The organism is Streptomyces sp. S465 (assembly GCF_026898115.1).
GTDB lineage: Bacteria > Actinomycetota > Actinomycetes > Streptomycetales > Streptomycetaceae > Streptomyces > Streptomyces luomodiensis.
In genome coordinates this window covers 8,860,976-8,878,155 of sequence record NZ_CP114036.1, presented here as the reverse complement: position 1 = coordinate 8,878,155, position 17,180 = coordinate 8,860,976, and the positions used below count along the sequence as shown (strand labels likewise).

Genomic DNA, 17,180 nt, shown 5'->3' with positions numbered 1-17,180 from the left:
GACCTCCCCGAGGGCACCGTGCGGTCGATCGGCGACATCAACGACCACAACCAGTTGCTGCTACGGGTGTACGACACCGCCGCCGGCCGGATGAGCACTCTGGTGGTCCAGCTCCGCTGGCAGCGGTGTCTCAGCGCCGCAGCGCCTTGTCCGGTGAGCAGACGTCGCATATCGCCACGTCCGGGTGGGTCAGGAGGTCGGCCGCTTCGCGAGTGGGAACGAGCGTGTGCTCGTCGCGGACCTGCCAGCAGTCGCGGCGGTGCAGGCGGCGGGAGGCGGCGTCCTCGGCGTACTGGTGGAGTTTCTCCACCACCCACTGCCGTCCGGCGATCGCCCCGTCGACGGGGACCGCGCTGTAGTCCTCGCCGGGGATCGGGGCGATCCGCTCGCTGGGGACACTGATCGGAGTGGGGGCACCGGTGGCCCGGGAGCGGCCATCGGCACGCTCGTAGCGGGCCGGGAGGATGGCCTCGCACTCGGCCCACCAGCGGCCGTCCGTAGTGCGGGTCCATCGGCTCAGGATGACGTCGAGCTCCTGGTCATCCGGCATCGCCGCCCGGACCCACGGACCGGCTTTCGCGCGCCACTCCTCCACACTCACCATTCGCATTCTAGTTCGAATAGCGGTGCCGGACCGACCGGGGGCGCTCCCCCGGCGGCTGACCTAGGCTGGAGCCGAGCCCAGGGGGGATCGTGGGAGGTATGCCATGCCACGCCCGGTCTGGAGCGGAGCGGTTTCCTTTGGTCTCGTGACCATCCCGATCAAGGTCATGCCCGCCACCGAGGACCATTCGATCTCCTTCCGGCAGATCCACACCGCCGACGGCGGCCGCATCCGCTACCGCAAAGTCTGCGAACTCGAAGACCGGGAGCTGGCCCCGGAGGAGATCGGCCGCGCCTACGAGGCGTCCAAGGACCAGCTCGTCCCCATCGCCGACCAGGAACTCGACGACCTCCCCGTCCCCACCGCGAAGGCCATCGACGTCGAGGCGTTCGTGGAAGCGGAGCGGCTCGACCCCATCCGCTTCGGAAAGCCCTACTACCTCCAGGCCGACGGCGCCGTCGCCGCCAAGCCGTATGTGCTGCTGCGGGAGGCGCTCCAGCGCAGCGACAAGGTCGCGGTCGCGAAGTTCGCCTGGCACAACCGCGAGCGGCTCGGCGCGCTCCGGGTCGTCGGCGATGCCATCGTCCTCCAGGTGCTCCACTGGCCGGACGAGATCCGCTCGGCCGAAGGGCTCGCCCCCAAGGCCGTCGACATCTCCGACTCGGAGGTCGATGAGGCCATGGCGCTCATGGAGGCCATTGGCGGCACCGACATCAGCCAGTACAAGGACCAGTACCGCGAGGCCATGGAAGCCGTCATCGAGGCCAAGGCCGAGGGCCACGCGCCGCCCGAGATGGAGGCACCGGCCGAACCCAAGGGCCGGGTCGTGGACCTCATGGCCGCCCTCCAGGACAGCGTCCGGGCCGCCAAGGAGGCCCGTGGGGAGGAAGCCGGCGAGGCCGAGGTGCACCAGATGCCCGCGCAGAAGAAGCCGAAGAAGGCCGCCGCGAAGAAGACGGCCAAGAAGCCCCCGGCGAAGAAGACGGCCAGGAAGCGGACCGCGTCCTGAGTGACCCGGCGCGGACTGGGCACACGAGGGCGGACCAGAGGGGGGTTCTCCCGAGGAGCACCGTCGTGATCAAGAAACTTCATGACCTGGGCCTGCGCAGCGAGCACGCCTACACCGCCGCCGTCGCCTCCATCGGCCTGTCCATCTTCACCTGGGCCGCCTCCCTCCGCGCCGAACCCGGCACCGGTCTGGACCGGGCGGACCGGTGGGGCCTCTTCGTGGGCGAGTGGGCACCCACGTTCTTCGGCCTCGGCCTCGCCCTCTCCCACTACGAACAAGAGGAAGGCTCGCTGATGGGCAAGGCGCACGCCGACGGGGAGCGGCAGCGGCAGATGGCGGGCGCCCCGTAACACCACCCGCCCCGCCGGCACACCGGACGCCGATCTCCGTCCGCCTTCGGATCGCAGGCTGACCAGCATGCGCGTCCGGCCGGAGTCGAAATTCCCTACCGTGGTGGCCGGAAAGGGCGCAGACTCGTCCCATGGCTGACATGGGGTCGTTCCGGGAGGCGGTCACCGCGTGGGCGGCCGGTGGTCCCGGCGACGCCGCGCGGGAGCTGGCCGCGCGACTGTCCGTCCGCACGGCCGTGCTGCTCGAGGGGCCGAGCGACGCCGCGGCGGTCAGCGCGCTGGCCGCGAGCCGCGGCCGGAACCTGGCGGCCGAAGGAGTCTGCGTCCTGTCGATGGGCGGCGCGATGAGCGTCGGGCGCTTCGCCCGCCTCCTCGGGCCGCCCGGCCTGGGTCTCCGCCTCACCGGGCTGTGCGACGAGGCGGAGCGCCCCTACTACGCGCGCGGCTTGGCGCGGGCGAGTACGGCACGGCAAGAGTTCTTCGTCTGCTCGGCGGATCTGGAGGACGAGCTCATCCGCGCGCTGGGCGTGACACGGGTGGCGGAGCTCGTCCGGGCGGAGGGCGACCTGCGCGCCCTGCACACCTTCCTGCGCCAGCCCGCACAGCGGGGCCGCACCTCACAGCAGCAGTTGCGGCGCTTCCTCGGCACGAAGAAAGGGCGCAAGATCCGCTACGGCCGCGTCCTCGTCGAGGCCCTCGCCCCCGACCGCGTACCCGCCCCGCTGGTGAACCTGCTGGCCGGCCTCTGACCGCTGGGCCGGGAGCGGCCCTCGTCTCAGCCGGTACGGGTCAGTCGCCACACGTTGTCCACCCGGGTGCCGGGCCTGCCGTCGGGTGACGGAAAGGGCCGCTCCACGGCCTCCAGCGTCTCCACCCGCCAGGTGGGCGGCAGCGCGAGCGCCGCGAGCACGCCCTGAAGCGTGGGGAAGACGGCGTCGAACGGGTACTCGTGTTCCGCCATCCAGGACGGCCAGCCGGCGTGCATGACAACGAGGAGGGTGCCCCCCGGCGCCACCGCTTCGGCGGCCCGCTTGAGTACGCCGTCCTGGTCCAACGTGACCGGTGACTGGAGGAACTGCGCGCTGACCAGATCGAAGCTCCCTTCGGGGAAGGTCACTCCGAGTTCATGCCGTTCGAACGTGACCTGCTCGGCGAAGCCGGCCTCGGCGACATGGGCCGCGGCCCGCGCCAGCGCCGTGGCGGAGATGTCCACGCCGGTCACCCGCCACCCGCGCGAGGCGAGCCACCGGGCGTCACCACCCTCGCCGCAGCCCAGGTCCAGCGCATCGCCGGGCGCCAGGTCGCTGGCCTCCCGCACGAGCAGTGGATTCGGGTTACCGCTGAAGAGGCGTTCGCCGGCGCGGTATCGCTCTTCCCAGAAGAGCGTCGGGTCGGTGGGCTGCGCTGTCGACATCGAGGTTCCTTCCGGACGGGTGTGGGGTGCCACCGGCACCCGGGTTCAGTGTTGCCGGGCGGGCAGAGGAAGACCAACGCTTCTTGCCGGTTCGGCAAGAAGCGAGGGTCCGGGAGAGAGTGGAGTTACCTGTATCGCTCCGTGGAGGTTTCCCCCGCATGCGCCTGCTGCTCCTACGTCATGGCCAGACCCCGTCCAACCTCAAGCATCGACGCCCTGTACGCGTCGCCCCTCCTGCGTGCCCGGCTCACCACCGCGCCGCTGGCCGCCGCGACAGGGCTCGAGGTCCGCGTCCGGGGTTGCCCTGGGCCGTGCTGTTGTAGGCGAGCTGGGTGCCGGGGTTCAGCGCCACGTCGATCGGTGAACCGCCGGGCAGGACTTCGGTGACCGTGACGCCCGCGTCGGTGAGCTGTCTGGGACTGGAAGCCCGCCTGCCGCAGGTTCGCGGCGTGGCGGTGCACCCGGGCCTTCGGCAGACCCAGCGCCTGGGCGAGCTCGGTGACACCCCAGATGGGTGGGCATCGCCGGCGGGTGAACGTCCGGGGGCCGGGGTGAGCCGGACGCCGCCGCCACCCCGGCCCCTCCCCGGCCCCTCCACCACCTCTCCCCGGACTCGGCCCACTCGCCCCGGCCACGGCTCCTCCCTGGCGCCTCGCGTCGACCGGCCACCGCAGGCGGCGCCACCCGGCGGAGCCCGGTCAGCCGCTGGTCAGCGTCCGTGGGGTGGCGGTGTGCTGCTCGGGTACGCGGTTGGCGCTGCGGCAGGTGGTGATTCCGATGGCGAGGAGCCAGTAGCTGAGGACGGCTCCCATGAGGGCGGTGGTGCCCCAGCCGTTGGCGGCGTAGAAGTGGGCCGGGGTGTTGCCGAAGAAGAGGGACGGCATGAAGGCGAGGTTGACGGCGGCGAGGGCGTAGGCGGTGCGGTGGGCCCAGCACGGCAGCAGGCGGGTGCGGCTGACGGTGTATCCGAAGGCGGCCAGGAACATGCCGAGCAGCATGCGGGAGATCGTCCCGTAGAGGATGTAGGTGCCCGAAACCGCGATGGTGGGGTCGATGGAGTGGTCGGTGGCGATGACGGCTCCGGCCTCCAGGCCGCTGGAGACGAGTGTGACGATGGTGTAGGCGAGGCCCGAGGCGAAGGCGAGCGTGCCCGCCCATTCCGCTTCGGGCGCCACCGTCTTGACGAGTTCCCGGAAGCCCGTCACGAAGACCAGGACGCCGCCGAGCGCGAGAATTCCGATGAGGAGCCGGGCCAGCACATTGGAGTCCGGCGGTGGCCCCGAGTAGACGAAGTAGAGCGGCACTTCGAGGATGAGACCCCCTGCCGCGGCGATCCCCGCCGCTCCGGTGAAGCGTCGGGCGACGTTCTCGTTCATTGCTTTCTCCCTCGGACACGTCGTGTGATGCGTGCTGTTGTCGATGGAAGAAAGCCTCGCGCGCCCGGCGCCCGCGGTCCCTGGGTCTGGAACCCGAATGGGGGGTGGACCTGACAACACCCCCCAGGTTCGGTCCCGGTCCGGCCGGCCGACCGGCCGCACGATGCCGTGCGGCCGGCCGGGGCACCGGGGGTGGTGCGCCGCCGGGTGGCGGGATCAGGCGGCGGCGAGGCCGGCCTTGAGGGCGGTGGTGATGCGCACGATGCGCTCGGCCTGGACGCGGGCGGCCTCGCGGGTGGTCTGGTCGACGGGGTTGTTGCCCTGGGCGTCGACGTGGGAGGTGCCGTAGGGGTTGCCGTCCGCGAACTTGGCGGGGTCGGTGTAGCCGGGTGCCACGACGAGGCCGCCGAAGTGGTGGAAGGAGTTGTACAGGGCGAGCAGCGTGGACTCCTGGCCGCCATGTGCGGTGGCGGAGGAGGTGAAGCCGCTGTAGACCTTGTCGGCGAGCTTGCCCTGGGCCCACAGGCCGCCGAGCGTGTCGATGAACTGCTTCAGCTGAGAGGCGACGTTGCCGAAGCGGGTGGGGGAACCGAAGATCACGGCGTCGGCCCATTCGACGTCGTCCGGGGTGGCGACGGGGATGTCGGCGGTGGCGGCGGCGTTGGCGGCCCAGGCGTCGTTGGAGTCGATCGCGGACTGCGGGGCCAGTTCGGCTGCCTTGAGCAGGCGGACCTCGGCGCCGGCCTTCTCCGCGTACCGGGCGATCTGCTTGCCGACCTCGGCGATCGTGCCGGTGGAGGAGTAATAGACGACGGCTACCTTGATCGGGGTGCTCACGGTTGCGGCCTCCGTTCCGTTGGTCTCGTTCGTTCGATTGCGACTGAAGATGCCCATGGCGGATCTCATCCTCGTTGGTGCATGCCCGCCGATCGGGCACTGGTTGAACCGTAAACCATATGGAGGGCAGTCGTCCCCTCCGGGGTGGCGGGAATGTTTCCGCCTGCGCTGTTGTATAACGTTCAACTAAACCGGGTCGGCATCCCCGGCCGCACGGACAGCAAGGACACCACCATGGCCTCTCGCCTCGACATCCGGCGCGCCAACGAGCGTTTCCACACCCGCGCCGGCTGGCTCGACTCCCACCACTCCTTCTCCTTCTCGCACCACTGGGACCCCAAGAACACCCACTTCGGGCTCCTGCTGGTCTCCAACGACGACGTCGTCGCCCCCGGCACCGGCTTCGAGACCCACCCCCACCAGGACATGGAGATCATCACCTGGGTCCTCGACGGCGCCCTCGTCCACCAGGACTCCGAAGGACACAACGGGGTGATCTACCCCGGTCTCGCGCAGCGGATGAGCGCCGGCACCGGCATCCTGCACAGCGAGAAGAACGACTCCTGGACCCTGACCGGCCAGGCCGAGCACCACGACCCGGTCCACTTCATCCAGATGTGGACCATCCCCGACGAGTCCGGTATCCGCCCCGGCTACGAGCAGCTCGACATCAACGACGAACTCGCCGTCGGCGGCTGGACCACGCTCGCCTCCGGCATGCCCGGTCACGGCAACCAGCGCGCGATCGGCATCCGGCAGAAGCACGCCGCCCTGCATGTCGCCCGCGTCCGCCCCGGCGAGACCCTGGAGATCGCCACCGCTCCGTTCGTCCACCTCTTCGTCGCGCGCGGCAGCGCGGAACTGGAGAGCGCGGGAGCGCTGGCCACCGGTGACGCGGTCCGTGTCACCGGTGCCGAGGGGCAGCGCCTCACCGGCGGCCCCGACGGCGCCGAGGTGCTCATGTGGGAGATGAACGCCGCCATCTCCCTGGCCTGAACCGGCCTGAACCGGCCTGGACCGGCCTGGACCGGCCTGGACCGGCCTGGACCGGCCTGGACCCAACCCGGAATCCAGAAACCCAGCCCCTCGTCAGGGCGGTGTCGTTCCGCACCGCGAGAACGGCCCTGGCGGGGGGCTGACCGCACTCGGCCTGGTGGCGTCGGATCAGCGCGGGAAGGCGACGGATGCCGCGAGCTCCTTCTGGGTTTCGAGTGCGGCGAGGCGTTCGGTCAGCGCGGCGTGGACGGCGTCGTAGGTGTCGGAACCGAGAGTGAGGCGCAGCGGCGGGTCCGGATGGCGGGTGGTGTCGTAGATGGCGGCGGCGAGCCTGGCCGGGTCGCCGGTGAACAGGCTTTCGTCGGCGCCCTCCAGCAGACGCCGGGTCCGGCCGACGGCGGTGTCGCGGTAGGCGGCCGACGCGGTGGTGTAGCGCAGGGCCGAGGCGAAGCCGGTGCGGGTGGCGCCGGGTTCGACCACGGTGAGGCGGATGCCGAAGTCGGAGACTTCGCGGCTGACGCTCTCGGTGAAGCCTTCCAGCCCCCACTTGCCCGCGTGGTAGGAGCTGTGCGTGGGGGTGCCGATCTGGCCGCCCATGCTGGAGATCTGGATGATGCGGCCTCCGCCCCGCTCGCGCATCGGCTTCAGGAAGGCCCGGGTGATCAGCATCGGAGCGAGCAGGAGGACCTCGATCTGGTCGCGGATCTGGTCGACGGTCATCTCCTCGGCGGCGCCCACGACCGCGTATCCGGCGTTGTTGACGACGATGTCCACCGGCTCGGACCGCAGCGTCCTGTCGATCACCTCGCCGACGTCGGCCGGGCGGGTGAGATCGAGGATTTCGACGGTCAGCCGGTCGCCGTAGGTCTCGCGCAGGTCTTCCAGAGCCTCCGGGCGGCGGACCGTGGCCGTGACGCGGTCGCCGCTGCGGAGGGCGTGCTCGGTGAGGTGACGGCCCAGGCCACCGGAGGCTCCGGTGATGAACCAGTGGCGTACGGCCTGGTCGGAGGGTGCGGTCATGGCGGTCTCCACGGGTAGAGTGTTACCGGAATGCGTTCCGGTAACCAGTTAAGCGGAACGCATTCCGGAATGCAATCGGAGCCAGACCACCGGAGGAACCCGTATGGCCGCCGCCCCCCGCCGGACCAGGAGCGATGCGCTGCAGAACCGGGCACGTCTGCTGGAGGTGGCCGCGCGCGTCTTCGCCGAGCAGGGGCTGGACACCGCGCCGGCCGCCATCGCCAAGCAGGCGGGCGTCGGGGTCGGCACCCTCTACCGGCACTTCCCGACCCGGGAAGCGCTCGTCGACGCCGCCTACCGGCACCAGCTCACCCGCGTCTGCGAGCAGGCGACCGACCTCCTCGCCCAGTACCCGGCCGCCGAGGCCACCCGCAGGTGGATGGCACACTTCCTCGACTACGTCACGGCCAAGAGCGGTATGGCCGCGGCGCTCGACGCGGTCATCGCCTCCGGCGTCGACCCCTACGCCGACAGCCGGGCACTGCTGACCGACGCCGTCGCCGCCCTCCTGGAGGCCGGCGCCCGGGACGGCGGCCTGCGGACCGACGTCACCCCCGACGACCTCCTGCTCCTCATGGGTGGCCTCGCCCATTCCGCGCAGTACGGCACCCGGGAGCAGGCCCAGCGGCTCGTCGGCCTGCTCATGGACGCCCTGACGCGCTGACGCCCCGGCCAGGGCGAGGGCGGGCCGCCCGGCGGACGTCAGGCGGCGACCTGTTCGCGCGGGGCCGGCGTGTCCTCGGAAGAGAAGGACACATCGCGGTGCCGAGGACCGCGCCGACGCCGAAGGTGATCAGCAGGGGGCGGCGGCCGATCCGGTCGGACAGCGCGCTCGGCCGGCTCGGGCGCAGGTCGCCGCCTTCGACGCCCCCGAAGAAGGAGCCGCCCTGGGCAGCCGGTACCCCGCGCCCTCATCGCTCCAGCGGCCGGTGGGCGGTCTCGGGGAGCCGAAGGTAGACGGCGGAGGAGACCAGGCACAGCACGGCCACGTACACGGGGAAGAGGCCGGCCTGCCCCATGTCCTTGAACAGCGTGCCGATGTAGGGCGCCGTGCCGCCGAAGAGGGCGACGGTGAGCGAGTAGGGGAACCCGATTCCCGCGGCGCGCACCCGCGCCGGGAACGTCTCCGCGTTCACGGCCGCCGAGATGGCCGTGAAGCCGCTCAGCAGGACCATGCCCGCGCACTGCACGAGCAGCAGCGTGACGAAGGAGTCGTTGAGCGCGCGCAGCAACGGCACGCTCAGCAGCGCGAAGCCGATCCCGAACATCAGCAGCAGCGGCTTGCGCCCGAAGCGGTCGGACACCATGCCCGCGACGGGCTGGAGCACCGCGAAGAACGTCAGCGACAGGGTGCCCGCCAGCAGCGCGTCCGCCTTGTCCACCCCGGCGTTCAGCTCGGCGTACGTCGGCAGATACGACGTCCACGTGTAGTACGCGAGCGTGCCGCCCGCGGTGATTCCGCAGATCAGCAGCGACTCGCGCGGATGGCGGCGCAGCGCCTCGAAGAGGCCGGGGCGGGGCGCCTTCGCCTGCTCTTCACTTCGCGTCTCGTCCGCGTCGCGCCGGACCCAGAAGCCCACCAGGCTCAGCAGCGCGCCCAACACGAACGGGACTCGCCAACCCCAGCCTTCCATGGTGGCGGGCGCGAGATTCGCCACGAGCAGCGCCGCGACTCCGGACGCGACGAGCTGCCCGATGGTGGTCGACACATACTGGAAGCTGGAGAAGAGCCCCCGTCGGCCGGGCCCGGCCGACTCCACAAGGAATGTGGTCGACGCGGCGAACTCCCCGCCCACCGACAGCCCCTGCAGCAGCCGGGCCAGGACGAGGACGATCGGCGCGAGGACGCCGGCGGCGGCGTACGTCGGCGTCAGCCCCACCAGCAGGCTGCTGCCGCCCATCAGCAGAATGGTCACCGTCAGCGCCGCACGGCGCCCGCGCCGGTCAGCGACCGCGCCCATGAGCAGCCCGCCAACGGGTCGCATGAAGAATCCCACCGCGAAGACGGCGAACGTCGACAGCAGCGGCACCAGCGAATTCGCCGCGCCCTTGGGGAAGATCTGCGCGGCGATGTACGTGGCAAGGAAGGTATATGCGTACCAGTCATACCATTCGACCGCATTGCCGATCGAGGCGGCGATCAGCTGCCGTACAGGACGCGCCGGAGGGGTCACAGCACCCGCATGAGTCCCCGCGCCAGCAGCGGAGGCCGACCCAGGCCCATTTCTGAAAGCTGTCATGATCACGATTCTCCCCGTTTTCGGGCACGGCAGTTACGCTGCGCCAACCTCTTCAGAGGGCGTAGCGCTACGCGCCAGGCGTACTGCGCCTGGCCACCGGCGAGAAGGCCGGTCTGCACGCGACCCGGTCCTGTCGGGGCTCACCGAACGCCCGGGACTGCGGTTTCTCCCCCGGCCCAGCTGCTCCCCCGCCTCGGCGCACCCCAAGGACTGGCCGCGGCAGGGCTGGAACACGTCACCATGCCCCAGGGCGCCTACAGGGGCGCGGGCGGCATCGCCACCATCAAAGTGTCGAACCTCCTCGTCTGCCGCCCCGACCTGTCGCCGGCGGTGGCCGACGCACTCACCCGCCTGCTGATCCAACGAGCCGGCGCCCTCGTCCCCGAGCCTGTGGTCGGCACCCAGTACCTCGACGTCCGCGGCCTCATCGGCACCGGCCGCGTCCCCCTGCACCCCGGAGCCGCGCGGGCCTACCGCTCACTGCACGGCTGACCCGCCGCGGGCTCCGCACGGCCCGGCCGGAACCCGGCTCATGCGGCCAGCGTCTGCGCCGCCGGGCGCACCGGAGCCACGGGGATGCGTACCGGCGTGGCCGGGGTACGGGTGGGCCACACGCGGTAGGTGGTCTTCGCCGGATCCACCAGGGGCTCCCCGAGCGTGATCAGACCCAGCGCGTGCAGCCGGTCGCACACCGTGGTCGGCAGCGCCACATAGCAGCCTCCCCTGTTGGTGACGGAGTCGTACGGCTGCCAGTAGCCGTACCGGCGGCGTCCACTCGCGTGCACGGTGGCGAACACCGGGGTGCGGCGATCGGATATGACGCGGAGTACGCCGGCGTCGGCGGCCTCGAACGGGACCTGGGAACGGGCGACGGCCGGGACCTGGCGGAGGACGGGTGACATCAGGGTGGCCTTTCCGAGGGCGGTGACTCAAGATCAGCTACCCAATTAAAGCAGTGGTTTGATCTCGATCGCACGACTTCCGGTCAGCCGGGCATCACGTCGTGAGGGATCGGGAATTCCGTCTCGACGCCGTCGTGCCAGACGATGTGCGCGACATGGCCGTTGTCACCGTCCGGGCGGATCTCCACGGCGCGTGGCTCGGTGGTGCTGCCGCGGCTGAGGGTCACGGCGGCGGCCAGTACGGTCCCGGGGGCCGGGAGGTCGGCCGCCAGCCACGGAATGGCGGTCCAGCGGCCGAGGGGGCTGGTGTCCTGTTCCAGGAGCACGCCCGCGTCCTGGTAGCCGGTCAGACCGCGCAGGCGGGAGGTGAGGCGGTCCGTGGTGGCCACCGCGTACGGGTCGTCGGGCCCGGTGTCCCGGGAGGCGCCGGTCCCGGGCCGGGTGTCGGCGGCCACCGGCCAGCCGCCGAGGCGCAGTCGGGCCCCGGGCCCGGGTGCTCCCTCCACGCGGACCAGCCGTACCTCGGTGCCGTCACGGACGGCGGACGCCACGGTCACCCGGGGGCCCGCTGTCACGGTGCCGGCGCGGCCCGAACCGTGATCGGGGGAGGTGTCGCCGGCGCTGTCCACCCAGTGCACCGGGCCGGAGGACACCGCCGCCGGCACGCCGTGGGGCAGCTCCAGGGTGCGGGAGGTGTCGAACCCGGTGCGGTGGGACGCCCTGCCGTCCTCGTCCAGCAGGGCGACGGTGTTGTCGACCGGGCCGCGGAGGGTGGGTCCGGTCAGCGGGGGGAGCGTCGCGGTGGAGTAGCCCAGCCGTGCGTACAGCGGCGCGTCGGTGCGCGCGGTGCCCGGCCGTGCGTGGTCGGTGCCGTGGTTGAGCACCGTCACGATGCCGTCCGCGCGGCGCCCGGACACCAGCCAGCCGGGTGCGGAGACGATCCGCGCCTGGTCGTCCTCCTCCAGGGGCAGCGGCTCCTCGGTGGCGGTCCAGACCGGGTGGTCGGCGGGCAGGGCGAGCCCGAGCATGCCCTTGGACGCCCAGTACGGTGACCCCGGTCCGGAGTAGGACTGGCGCATACCGGGCCAGGGATGGTGCCAGCCCATGGTCAGCAGTCCGTCGCCGCCCGGTACCCCGTGCCGGGCGAAGTGGTCCACGATGCCGCTCGCCACGCGCCGGGTCAGACCGGGCGGAAGGGGGGAGGCGCCGCTGATCGCACCGACCCAGAAGGGCGCCGCGGCGGCGAACCGGTAGATCAGGCTGCGGCCTTGCAGGAGCGGGGAGCCGTCGGCGCCCACCAGCCGCACCGCGTCGTCGAGATACCGGGCGAGGTCCCCCTCCCAGGTGGCCCGCAGACGCTCGGCGCAGAGCGAGCCGGTGACGTCGAACAGGCCGGTCCACAACAGCGGGTAGGTGTGCAGGGCCCAGCCCGCGTAGTGGTCGTAGGCCCGCTCCTGTCCGTCGGACAGCCAGCCGTCGGCGCGGCGCAGCGAGGCGTGCACGGCCAGGTCCGCCTCGATGTCGGTGGCCGACCACGGCCCGCCCGCCTCGCGCAGGAAGGACTCCACCACGATGCGGAACCACACCCAGTTGATCGGCGGATACGGCTGCCCGATGACGGCGGACAGCCATGCGACGGTCGCCTCCCGCACCCGGTCGTCGAGGCGGTCCCACAGCCACGGCTTGGTCAGTTGGAGGATCAGCGCGATCGAGGCCGCCTCGACCTTGGCCTGGTCGAGTGTGTCGGGGCGGGGCCAGGCCTCCGGATGGTGCGGATCGGTGCCGGCGGCGAGGCCCGCCGCATAGCGCTCCAGAAGGCCGTGGGGATCCGCTCCGCGCTCGCCGGCGATGCGGAAACCTGCCATGAGCAGCGACCGGGCATAGCCCTCCAGCCCGTCGGAGTCGGGTCCGTAGGAGCTGTTCGGCCCCGGCGGCAGGATGCGGGCGCGGCCCGGGGACCAGTGGGCGTCGAGGGCGGTGAGCAGTCGGTCGGCGTACGCGGTCCAGTGCCGCCGCTCCCAGCCGGTGTACGGCGAGATGCCCTCCGGCCGGCCGCTGTCGGGTGTGCGGTTGTCAGGTGTGCCGCGGTCGGGTGTGGGGGTCATGCCTGCACCGCCAGGCTGTGCCGGGTGATCGGGGAGAGCGGCGGCAGGCCGGCCGCGTAGCGTTCCAGCTCGGTCAGGGCCAGGGCGCTCATCCGGCGGGCCTCGGAGCCGAGCGAGCCCGCGATGTGCGGGGTGAGCATCACGTTCGGCAGGGTGTACAGCGGCGAGTCGGCGGGCAGCGGTTCCGGGTCGGTGACGTCGAGGATGGCGTGCAGACCGGCGCCGCAGGCGGCTTCGAGGGCGGCCGTGTCGACCAGGCTGCCCCGGGCCGTGTTGACGAGTACGGCGTCCCGGGGCAGTGCCGCGAGCTCCGCGGCGCCGATCATGTGCCGGGTCTCGGGCAGCGCGGGCGCGTGCAGGCTGAGGACGTCGGCCTGGGGCAGGGCGTCGGCGAGGGTGGCGGGCTCACCGCCCGCGGCGAGGATGTCGGCGGGGTCGGCCACCGGGTCGACGACGAGGACCCGCGCCAGGTCCAGGTCGCGCAGCAGCTTCACCAGGCGGCTGCCGATGCGGGAGAAGCCCACCACGACGACCGTCCGGCCGACCCCGCTGAGTTCGCCGCGCCCGTCGACGTAGGCCCAGTCGTCGCGGAACCGCCGGGCGTCGTTGGCGAGGAAGGGCGCCTTCTTGAACGCCCAGAGGATGGCGGCGAGGGTGAAGTGGACCACCGGTTCCGCGTTGGCGTCGGCCGCGGTGGTCACCAGGATTCCCCGGTCGAAGACGGCGTCGGTGATGTGCGAGCGCACCGAGCCCGCCGCGTGCAGGACCGCCCGCAGTCTCGGCGCCGTGCGAAGGACCTCCGGCTCGATGCGGGGGCAGCCCCACGAGGTGATGAGCACCTCGGCCTCGGCGAGCCGACGCCGTGCCGCGGGCGAGGTGAGCTCGTGCACCACGACGGGTTCCGCCACCGAGGCGGCCGCGCGGAGTCTGGCCATCTCCTGGGGCGAGAACTGCATGCCGAGCGCTCTGTCGTCCATCACCAGGAGCGTTTCGGGACGCCTCACCGGCGCGGCGGGTGTGCTCCCCCGCGGTGCCGCTGACCCGTCCGGTTCGGTGGCGCGGTCGGTCACTTGGTGCTCCCTGCGGCGAGTCCGCTGCGCCACTGGCGTTGCAGCAGGATGAAGGCGGCGACGAGGGGGATGACGGCGAGCAGCGAGCCGGTGATCACCATGGGGTTGTACTGGGGGAACTGTGAGACACGGGTGCTCCATTGGAAGATGCCGAGGTTCATCGGGAAGAGCTTGGGGTCGGTGAGCATCACCAGCGGCAGGAAGAAATTGTTCCAGATGGCCACGAACTGGAACAGCACGATGGTGATGAGTCCGTTGCGCATCATGGGCAGGCCGATGGTGAAGAAGGTGCGCAGCTCACCGGCGCCGTCCACCCGGGCCGCCTCCAGGACCTCGTCCGGTACCGAGGCCTCCGCGAAGGCGCGGGCGAGGTATACGCCGAAGGGGTTGGTGAGCACCGGCAGGAACACCGCCCAGAAGGTGTCCACCAGGCGAAGCTGCGAGGCCAGCAGGTACAGCGGCAGGGCGAGCGCGGTGGTGGGCACCAGGACGCCGGTGAGCGTGACGGCGAACAGGGTGCGGCGGCCGGGGAAGTCCAGCTTGGCGATGGCGTATCCGCAGGCCGCGCAGATCAGGGCGCCCAGGAGGGCGCCGACCAGGGCGTACAGCACGGAGTTGCGGATCCAGTAGAGGAAGACGCCGTCCTGCTCGTCGAAGAGTGCCTGCAGGTTGTCGCCGAGGTGGACGGCGCCGAGGTCGAAGGCACCGGTGGTGGAGAAGTCGCCGACGTTCTTGGTCGCCGAGGTGACCAGCCAGATCAGCGGCAGCACGCTGTAGAGCGCGCCGAGCAGCAGGACGAGGTGGACGGCGGCGCGTGAGGTCCACACCGAGGCGGTGGGCGTGGGGCGGTTGCGGGGCGGGGCGGCGTGGTTCACCGTGCCGACCTCCTGGTGGACAGGCGCATCACCAGCGCGGAGAGCAGGGCCGATACGAGGGCGAGGATGATCGAGGCGGCCGCGGCGCGCCCGTATTCGTTGTTGATGAAGGCCGAGTCGTACACGTACAGGCTCGGGCTCCAGTTGGTGGTGACCGATCCGGTGAAGTTGTGCAGCACCAGTGGTTCGGTGAACAGCTGGAGGGAGCCGATGACGGTGAAGATGAGCGCCACGAAGAGGGTGGGGCGGATGACGGGCACCTTGATGCGCAGCGCCGTGCGTACGGGGCCCGCGCCGTCCACGCGCGCGGCCTCCAGGATCTCGCGGGGGACGGAGCGGAGCGCCGTCAGAAAGATGATCATGTTGTAGCCGCACCACTGCCAGGTGGCCATGTTGGCGATGGAGGCGAGGGCGCCGTCGCTGCCCAGCGGGTCGAAGGGCAGCAGGTCGGTGAGGGGGCCGATGGTGGGGCTGTAGAGATAGGCCCAGATGAGTCCGGCGATCACACCGGGCACGGCGTAGGGCAGGAACACCGCGAGGGTCCACAGGCCACGCAGCCGGGCCACGGCGGAGTCCAGCAGCAGGGCCAGGACGAGCGCGCCGCCGAGCATCAGCGGGATGTGGATGAGGGAGAACAGGGCCACGTGGCCGACGCCGTCGAGGAACGCCCCGTCGGTGAGGACGTTGCCGTAGTTGTCCAGCCAGACGAAGACCTGCTCGGGGCCGCTGAAGCCGAGGCCGGTCAGGCGGTCGGTGAACAGGCTCAGGTAGATGGCGTAGCCGACGGGTATCAGGACGGTGGCGGTCAGCAGCAGGGCGAACGGCGCCGCGAGCAGCAGGCCGCCCCGCCTGCCGCCGCGCGCGGGGCGGTGCGTGGCCGCGGCGCCGGTGCCGAAGGCGTTCTCCGCGGTGGGACGGGAGGGGGTGAGAACGCTCATGTCCGGCTCCTGTCGCTCGCGTTGATGACGGACAGTCCTCGGGCCCGCATGCCGGACACCGCCTCGGTCTGGACGCCCCGTACGGCACGCGGCAGGGTGGTGCCTCCCGAGCTCACCGGGCCGAAGGCGTTGGCGACGGTGGAGAACAGACCGAGGGCGTTGGGGCCCCAGGTCCACTCCGGTACCTGTGCGGCGGCCCGGTCCAGGACGTCGTAGACGGGCTCGCCGAGGAAGTAGCCGCCCTGGTAGACCCGGCGGGCGACCTCGCGGCTGGGCTCGTAGCCGGGGAAGGGCGAGGAGAAGGTGGCGCCGATGCGCACCACTTCGGGGTCGGTGCTCAGCCAGCGCAGGAAGGTCAGTGCCGCGTCCGCCACCTCGCTCTCCTTGGAGATGCCGAAGGCGGTGCCGCCCTGCATGCCGTTGGCGGGCTCGCCGTCCCAGGTGGGCATGGTGGCGACGGCCCAGCGTCCCTTGTCGTCGGGGATGGACTTGTTGAGCGAGCCCACGCTCCACGACGCGCCCAGCAGCCCCCACAGCCGCCCGGTGTGCATGGCCGAGATCCACTCCTGGCTGCCGGTGGGGTCGGGCTTGACGAGGCCGGAGGAGATCATCTCCTGCCAGTACTCGGCCGTGCGGCGCGTGCCCTCACCGGCCACGTCCACCGCCCAGCTGTCACCCTCCACCTGCCACCAGGGGTCGCCGCCCTGCCAGCACATGCCGGCGAAGAACGATCCGTCGTTCAGCGGGAAGGTGGTGATCCGGGCGTCGGCTCGGGCCTTGCGCACCGCTCGCGCGGCGAGCCGGAAGTCGTCCCAGGTGCGGGGCAGTTCGATGGCGTGCCGGTCGAACAGGTCCTTGCGGTAGTAGAAGACCATCGGCGCGATGTCCATGGGCACCGCCCAGGTGCGCCCGTCGGGCCGTACGCCCTGCCAGGCGGCGTCCGAGTAACCGCCCGCGAGGTCCGCCAGGTCGTCGGTGAGCTCCCGCAGGCCGCCGCTGGTCAGGATCTGCGGCAGGCCCTGGTACTCGACGTGCAGGATGTCCGGGGCGTTGTGCGCGCGGATGGCGTTGGTCTGCTGGGCGTAGCCGCCCGAGAGCCCGGCGGCGATCACGCTCAGCTCGACGTGGATGTCCGTGTACTTCTTGTTGAACGCCGCGACGTACTTGTCCATGCCGGTGAGCCAGGACCACACCGTGACCTTGGTGGCTTTCGACGAGGACGAGGAGCAGCCGGACAGCGTCCCCGCGGTCGCGGCCGCGGCCCCCAGGCCCGCTGACGCGCGCAGCACGGTGCGCCGCGAGCACGACGACGGCGGGGGCGAGGGCGCGGATTCCGCCTCCGCGCCGGCGGTGTTGGTTGAAAGCATCATTGCTCTCTCCTGTGCGAGTGACCCGGTCACTTCAGCGCCCCGCACAGTTCCGGGTCAACGAGCCGGAACTATAT

Annotated in this window: 18 protein-coding genes and 2 pseudogenes; 7 read left to right on the top strand and 13 right to left on the bottom strand. The window is 71.5% G+C overall.

What is annotated here, in order from left to right:
* Positions 1–130: 130 nt before the first annotated feature.
* The gene (locus tag N6H00_RS37500; RefSeq protein WP_268976346.1) at positions 131–601 is read right to left on the bottom strand and encodes a DUF6233 domain-containing protein; all 471 of its coding nucleotides are present in this window, start codon (positions 599–601) and stop codon (positions 131–133) included.
* A gap of 106 nt (positions 602–707) precedes the next feature.
* Between N6H00_RS37500 and ku the strand changes: the two genes are divergently transcribed.
* The 3 genes from ku to N6H00_RS37485 all read left to right on the top strand — a co-directional run bounded on the left by ku (position 708) and on the right by N6H00_RS37485 (position 2,712).
* Positions 708–1,613, top strand: a complete 906-nt coding sequence (gene ku / locus N6H00_RS37495; protein WP_268976345.1) for a non-homologous end joining protein Ku — start codon at positions 708–710, stop codon at positions 1,611–1,613.
* 65 nt (positions 1,614–1,678) lie between these two features.
* Positions 1,679–1,963 carry a hypothetical protein gene (locus tag N6H00_RS37490; RefSeq protein ID WP_268976344.1) on the top strand — a complete coding sequence of 95 codons (285 nt, stop codon included), beginning with the start codon at positions 1,679–1,681 and terminating at the stop codon, positions 1,961–1,963.
* A 131-nt stretch (positions 1,964–2,094) separates the two neighbouring features.
* Positions 2,095–2,712, top strand: a complete 618-nt coding sequence (locus N6H00_RS37485) for a TOPRIM nucleotidyl transferase/hydrolase domain-containing protein (protein WP_268976343.1) — start codon at positions 2,095–2,097, stop codon at positions 2,710–2,712.
* 26 nt (positions 2,713–2,738) lie between these two features.
* On the opposite strand, the gene N6H00_RS37480 is transcribed toward N6H00_RS37485, so the two are convergent.
* On the bottom strand, positions 2,739–3,377 hold the full coding sequence (locus N6H00_RS37480; protein WP_268976342.1) for a class I SAM-dependent methyltransferase: 639 nt from the start codon (positions 3,375–3,377) through the stop codon (positions 2,739–2,741).
* 158 nt (positions 3,378–3,535) lie between these two features.
* Between N6H00_RS37480 and N6H00_RS37475 the strand changes: the two are divergent.
* A pseudogene (locus N6H00_RS37475) lies at positions 3,536–3,674 on the top strand (histidine phosphatase family protein); the annotation flags it as partial.
* Positions 3,675–3,811: 137 nt separating this feature from the next.
* Here N6H00_RS37475 and N6H00_RS40670 read toward each other — a convergent pair.
* The 3 genes and pseudogenes from N6H00_RS40670 to wrbA all read right to left on the bottom strand — a co-directional run.
* Positions 3,812–4,012, bottom strand: a pseudogene (locus tag N6H00_RS40670) (helix-turn-helix domain-containing protein); the annotation flags it as partial.
* A gap of 63 nt (positions 4,013–4,075) precedes the next feature.
* On the bottom strand, positions 4,076–4,753 hold the full coding sequence (locus N6H00_RS37470; protein WP_268976341.1) for a hypothetical protein: 678 nt from the start codon (positions 4,751–4,753) through the stop codon (positions 4,076–4,078).
* 216 nt (positions 4,754–4,969) lie between these two features.
* Positions 4,970–5,590 carry an NAD(P)H:quinone oxidoreductase gene (wrbA, locus tag N6H00_RS37465; RefSeq protein ID WP_268976340.1) on the bottom strand — a complete coding sequence of 207 codons (621 nt, stop codon included), beginning with the start codon at positions 5,588–5,590 and terminating at the stop codon, positions 4,970–4,972.
* A 234-nt stretch (positions 5,591–5,824) separates the two neighbouring features.
* On the opposite strand from wrbA, the gene N6H00_RS37460 reads away from it, so the two are divergent.
* Positions 5,825–6,586: a pirin family protein gene (locus tag N6H00_RS37460; RefSeq protein WP_268976339.1), complete on the top strand. Its 762-nt coding sequence runs from the start codon at positions 5,825–5,827 to the stop codon at positions 6,584–6,586.
* Positions 6,587–6,754: 168 nt separating this feature from the next.
* Here N6H00_RS37460 and N6H00_RS37455 read toward each other — a convergent pair whose 3' ends face one another.
* On the bottom strand, positions 6,755–7,606 hold the full coding sequence (locus tag N6H00_RS37455; protein WP_268976338.1) for an SDR family oxidoreductase: 852 nt from the start codon (positions 7,604–7,606) through the stop codon (positions 6,755–6,757).
* Between the two features lie 103 nt (positions 7,607–7,709).
* Here N6H00_RS37455 and N6H00_RS37450 point away from each other — a divergent pair, with 103 nt between their 5' ends.
* Complete coding sequence (locus tag N6H00_RS37450; RefSeq protein WP_268976337.1) at positions 7,710–8,270, top strand: TetR/AcrR family transcriptional regulator; 561 nt, start codon at positions 7,710–7,712, stop codon at positions 8,268–8,270.
* Between the two features lie 247 nt (positions 8,271–8,517).
* Here the strand turns inward: N6H00_RS37450 and N6H00_RS37445 are convergent, their stop codons facing one another.
* Positions 8,518–9,846: an MFS transporter gene (locus tag N6H00_RS37445; protein ID WP_443073151.1), complete on the bottom strand. Its 1,329-nt coding sequence runs from the start codon at positions 9,844–9,846 to the stop codon at positions 8,518–8,520.
* A gap of 240 nt (positions 9,847–10,086) precedes the next feature.
* Here N6H00_RS37445 and N6H00_RS37440 point away from each other — a divergent pair, with 240 nt between their 5' ends.
* Positions 10,087–10,338, top strand: a complete 252-nt coding sequence (locus N6H00_RS37440) for a TAXI family TRAP transporter solute-binding subunit (protein WP_268976335.1) — start codon at positions 10,087–10,089, stop codon at positions 10,336–10,338.
* Positions 10,339–10,376: 38 nt separating this feature from the next.
* Here the strand turns inward: N6H00_RS37440 and N6H00_RS37435 are convergent, their stop codons facing one another.
* The 6 genes from N6H00_RS37435 to N6H00_RS37410 form a co-directional block, all read right to left on the bottom strand.
* Positions 10,377–10,748 carry a hypothetical protein gene (locus tag N6H00_RS37435; RefSeq protein WP_268976334.1) on the bottom strand — a complete coding sequence of 124 codons (372 nt, stop codon included), beginning with the start codon at positions 10,746–10,748 and terminating at the stop codon, positions 10,377–10,379.
* 83 nt (positions 10,749–10,831) lie between these two features.
* Entirely contained in the window at positions 10,832–12,853 is a 2,022-nt protein-coding gene (locus tag N6H00_RS37430) for a DUF2264 domain-containing protein (RefSeq protein ID WP_268976333.1), read from the bottom strand.
* The gene (locus N6H00_RS37425) at positions 12,850–13,830 is read right to left on the bottom strand and encodes a hydroxyacid dehydrogenase (RefSeq protein ID WP_268976332.1); all 981 of its coding nucleotides are present in this window, start codon (positions 13,828–13,830) and stop codon (positions 12,850–12,852) included. The genes N6H00_RS37430 and N6H00_RS37425 overlap by 4 nt, the downstream gene beginning before the upstream one ends.
* Before the next feature lie 89 nt (positions 13,831–13,919).
* Entirely contained in the window at positions 13,920–14,798 is an 879-nt protein-coding gene (locus N6H00_RS37420; RefSeq protein ID WP_268976331.1) for a carbohydrate ABC transporter permease, read from the bottom strand.
* Complete coding sequence (locus tag N6H00_RS37415; protein WP_268976330.1) at positions 14,795–15,736, bottom strand: carbohydrate ABC transporter permease; 942 nt, start codon at positions 15,734–15,736, stop codon at positions 14,795–14,797. The genes N6H00_RS37420 and N6H00_RS37415 overlap by 4 nt, the downstream gene beginning before the upstream one ends.
* On the bottom strand, positions 15,733–17,106 hold the full coding sequence (locus N6H00_RS37410; protein ID WP_268976329.1) for an ABC transporter substrate-binding protein: 1,374 nt from the start codon (positions 17,104–17,106) through the stop codon (positions 15,733–15,735). The genes N6H00_RS37415 and N6H00_RS37410 overlap by 4 nt, the downstream gene beginning before the upstream one ends.
* Positions 17,107–17,180: the final 74 nt, after the last annotated feature.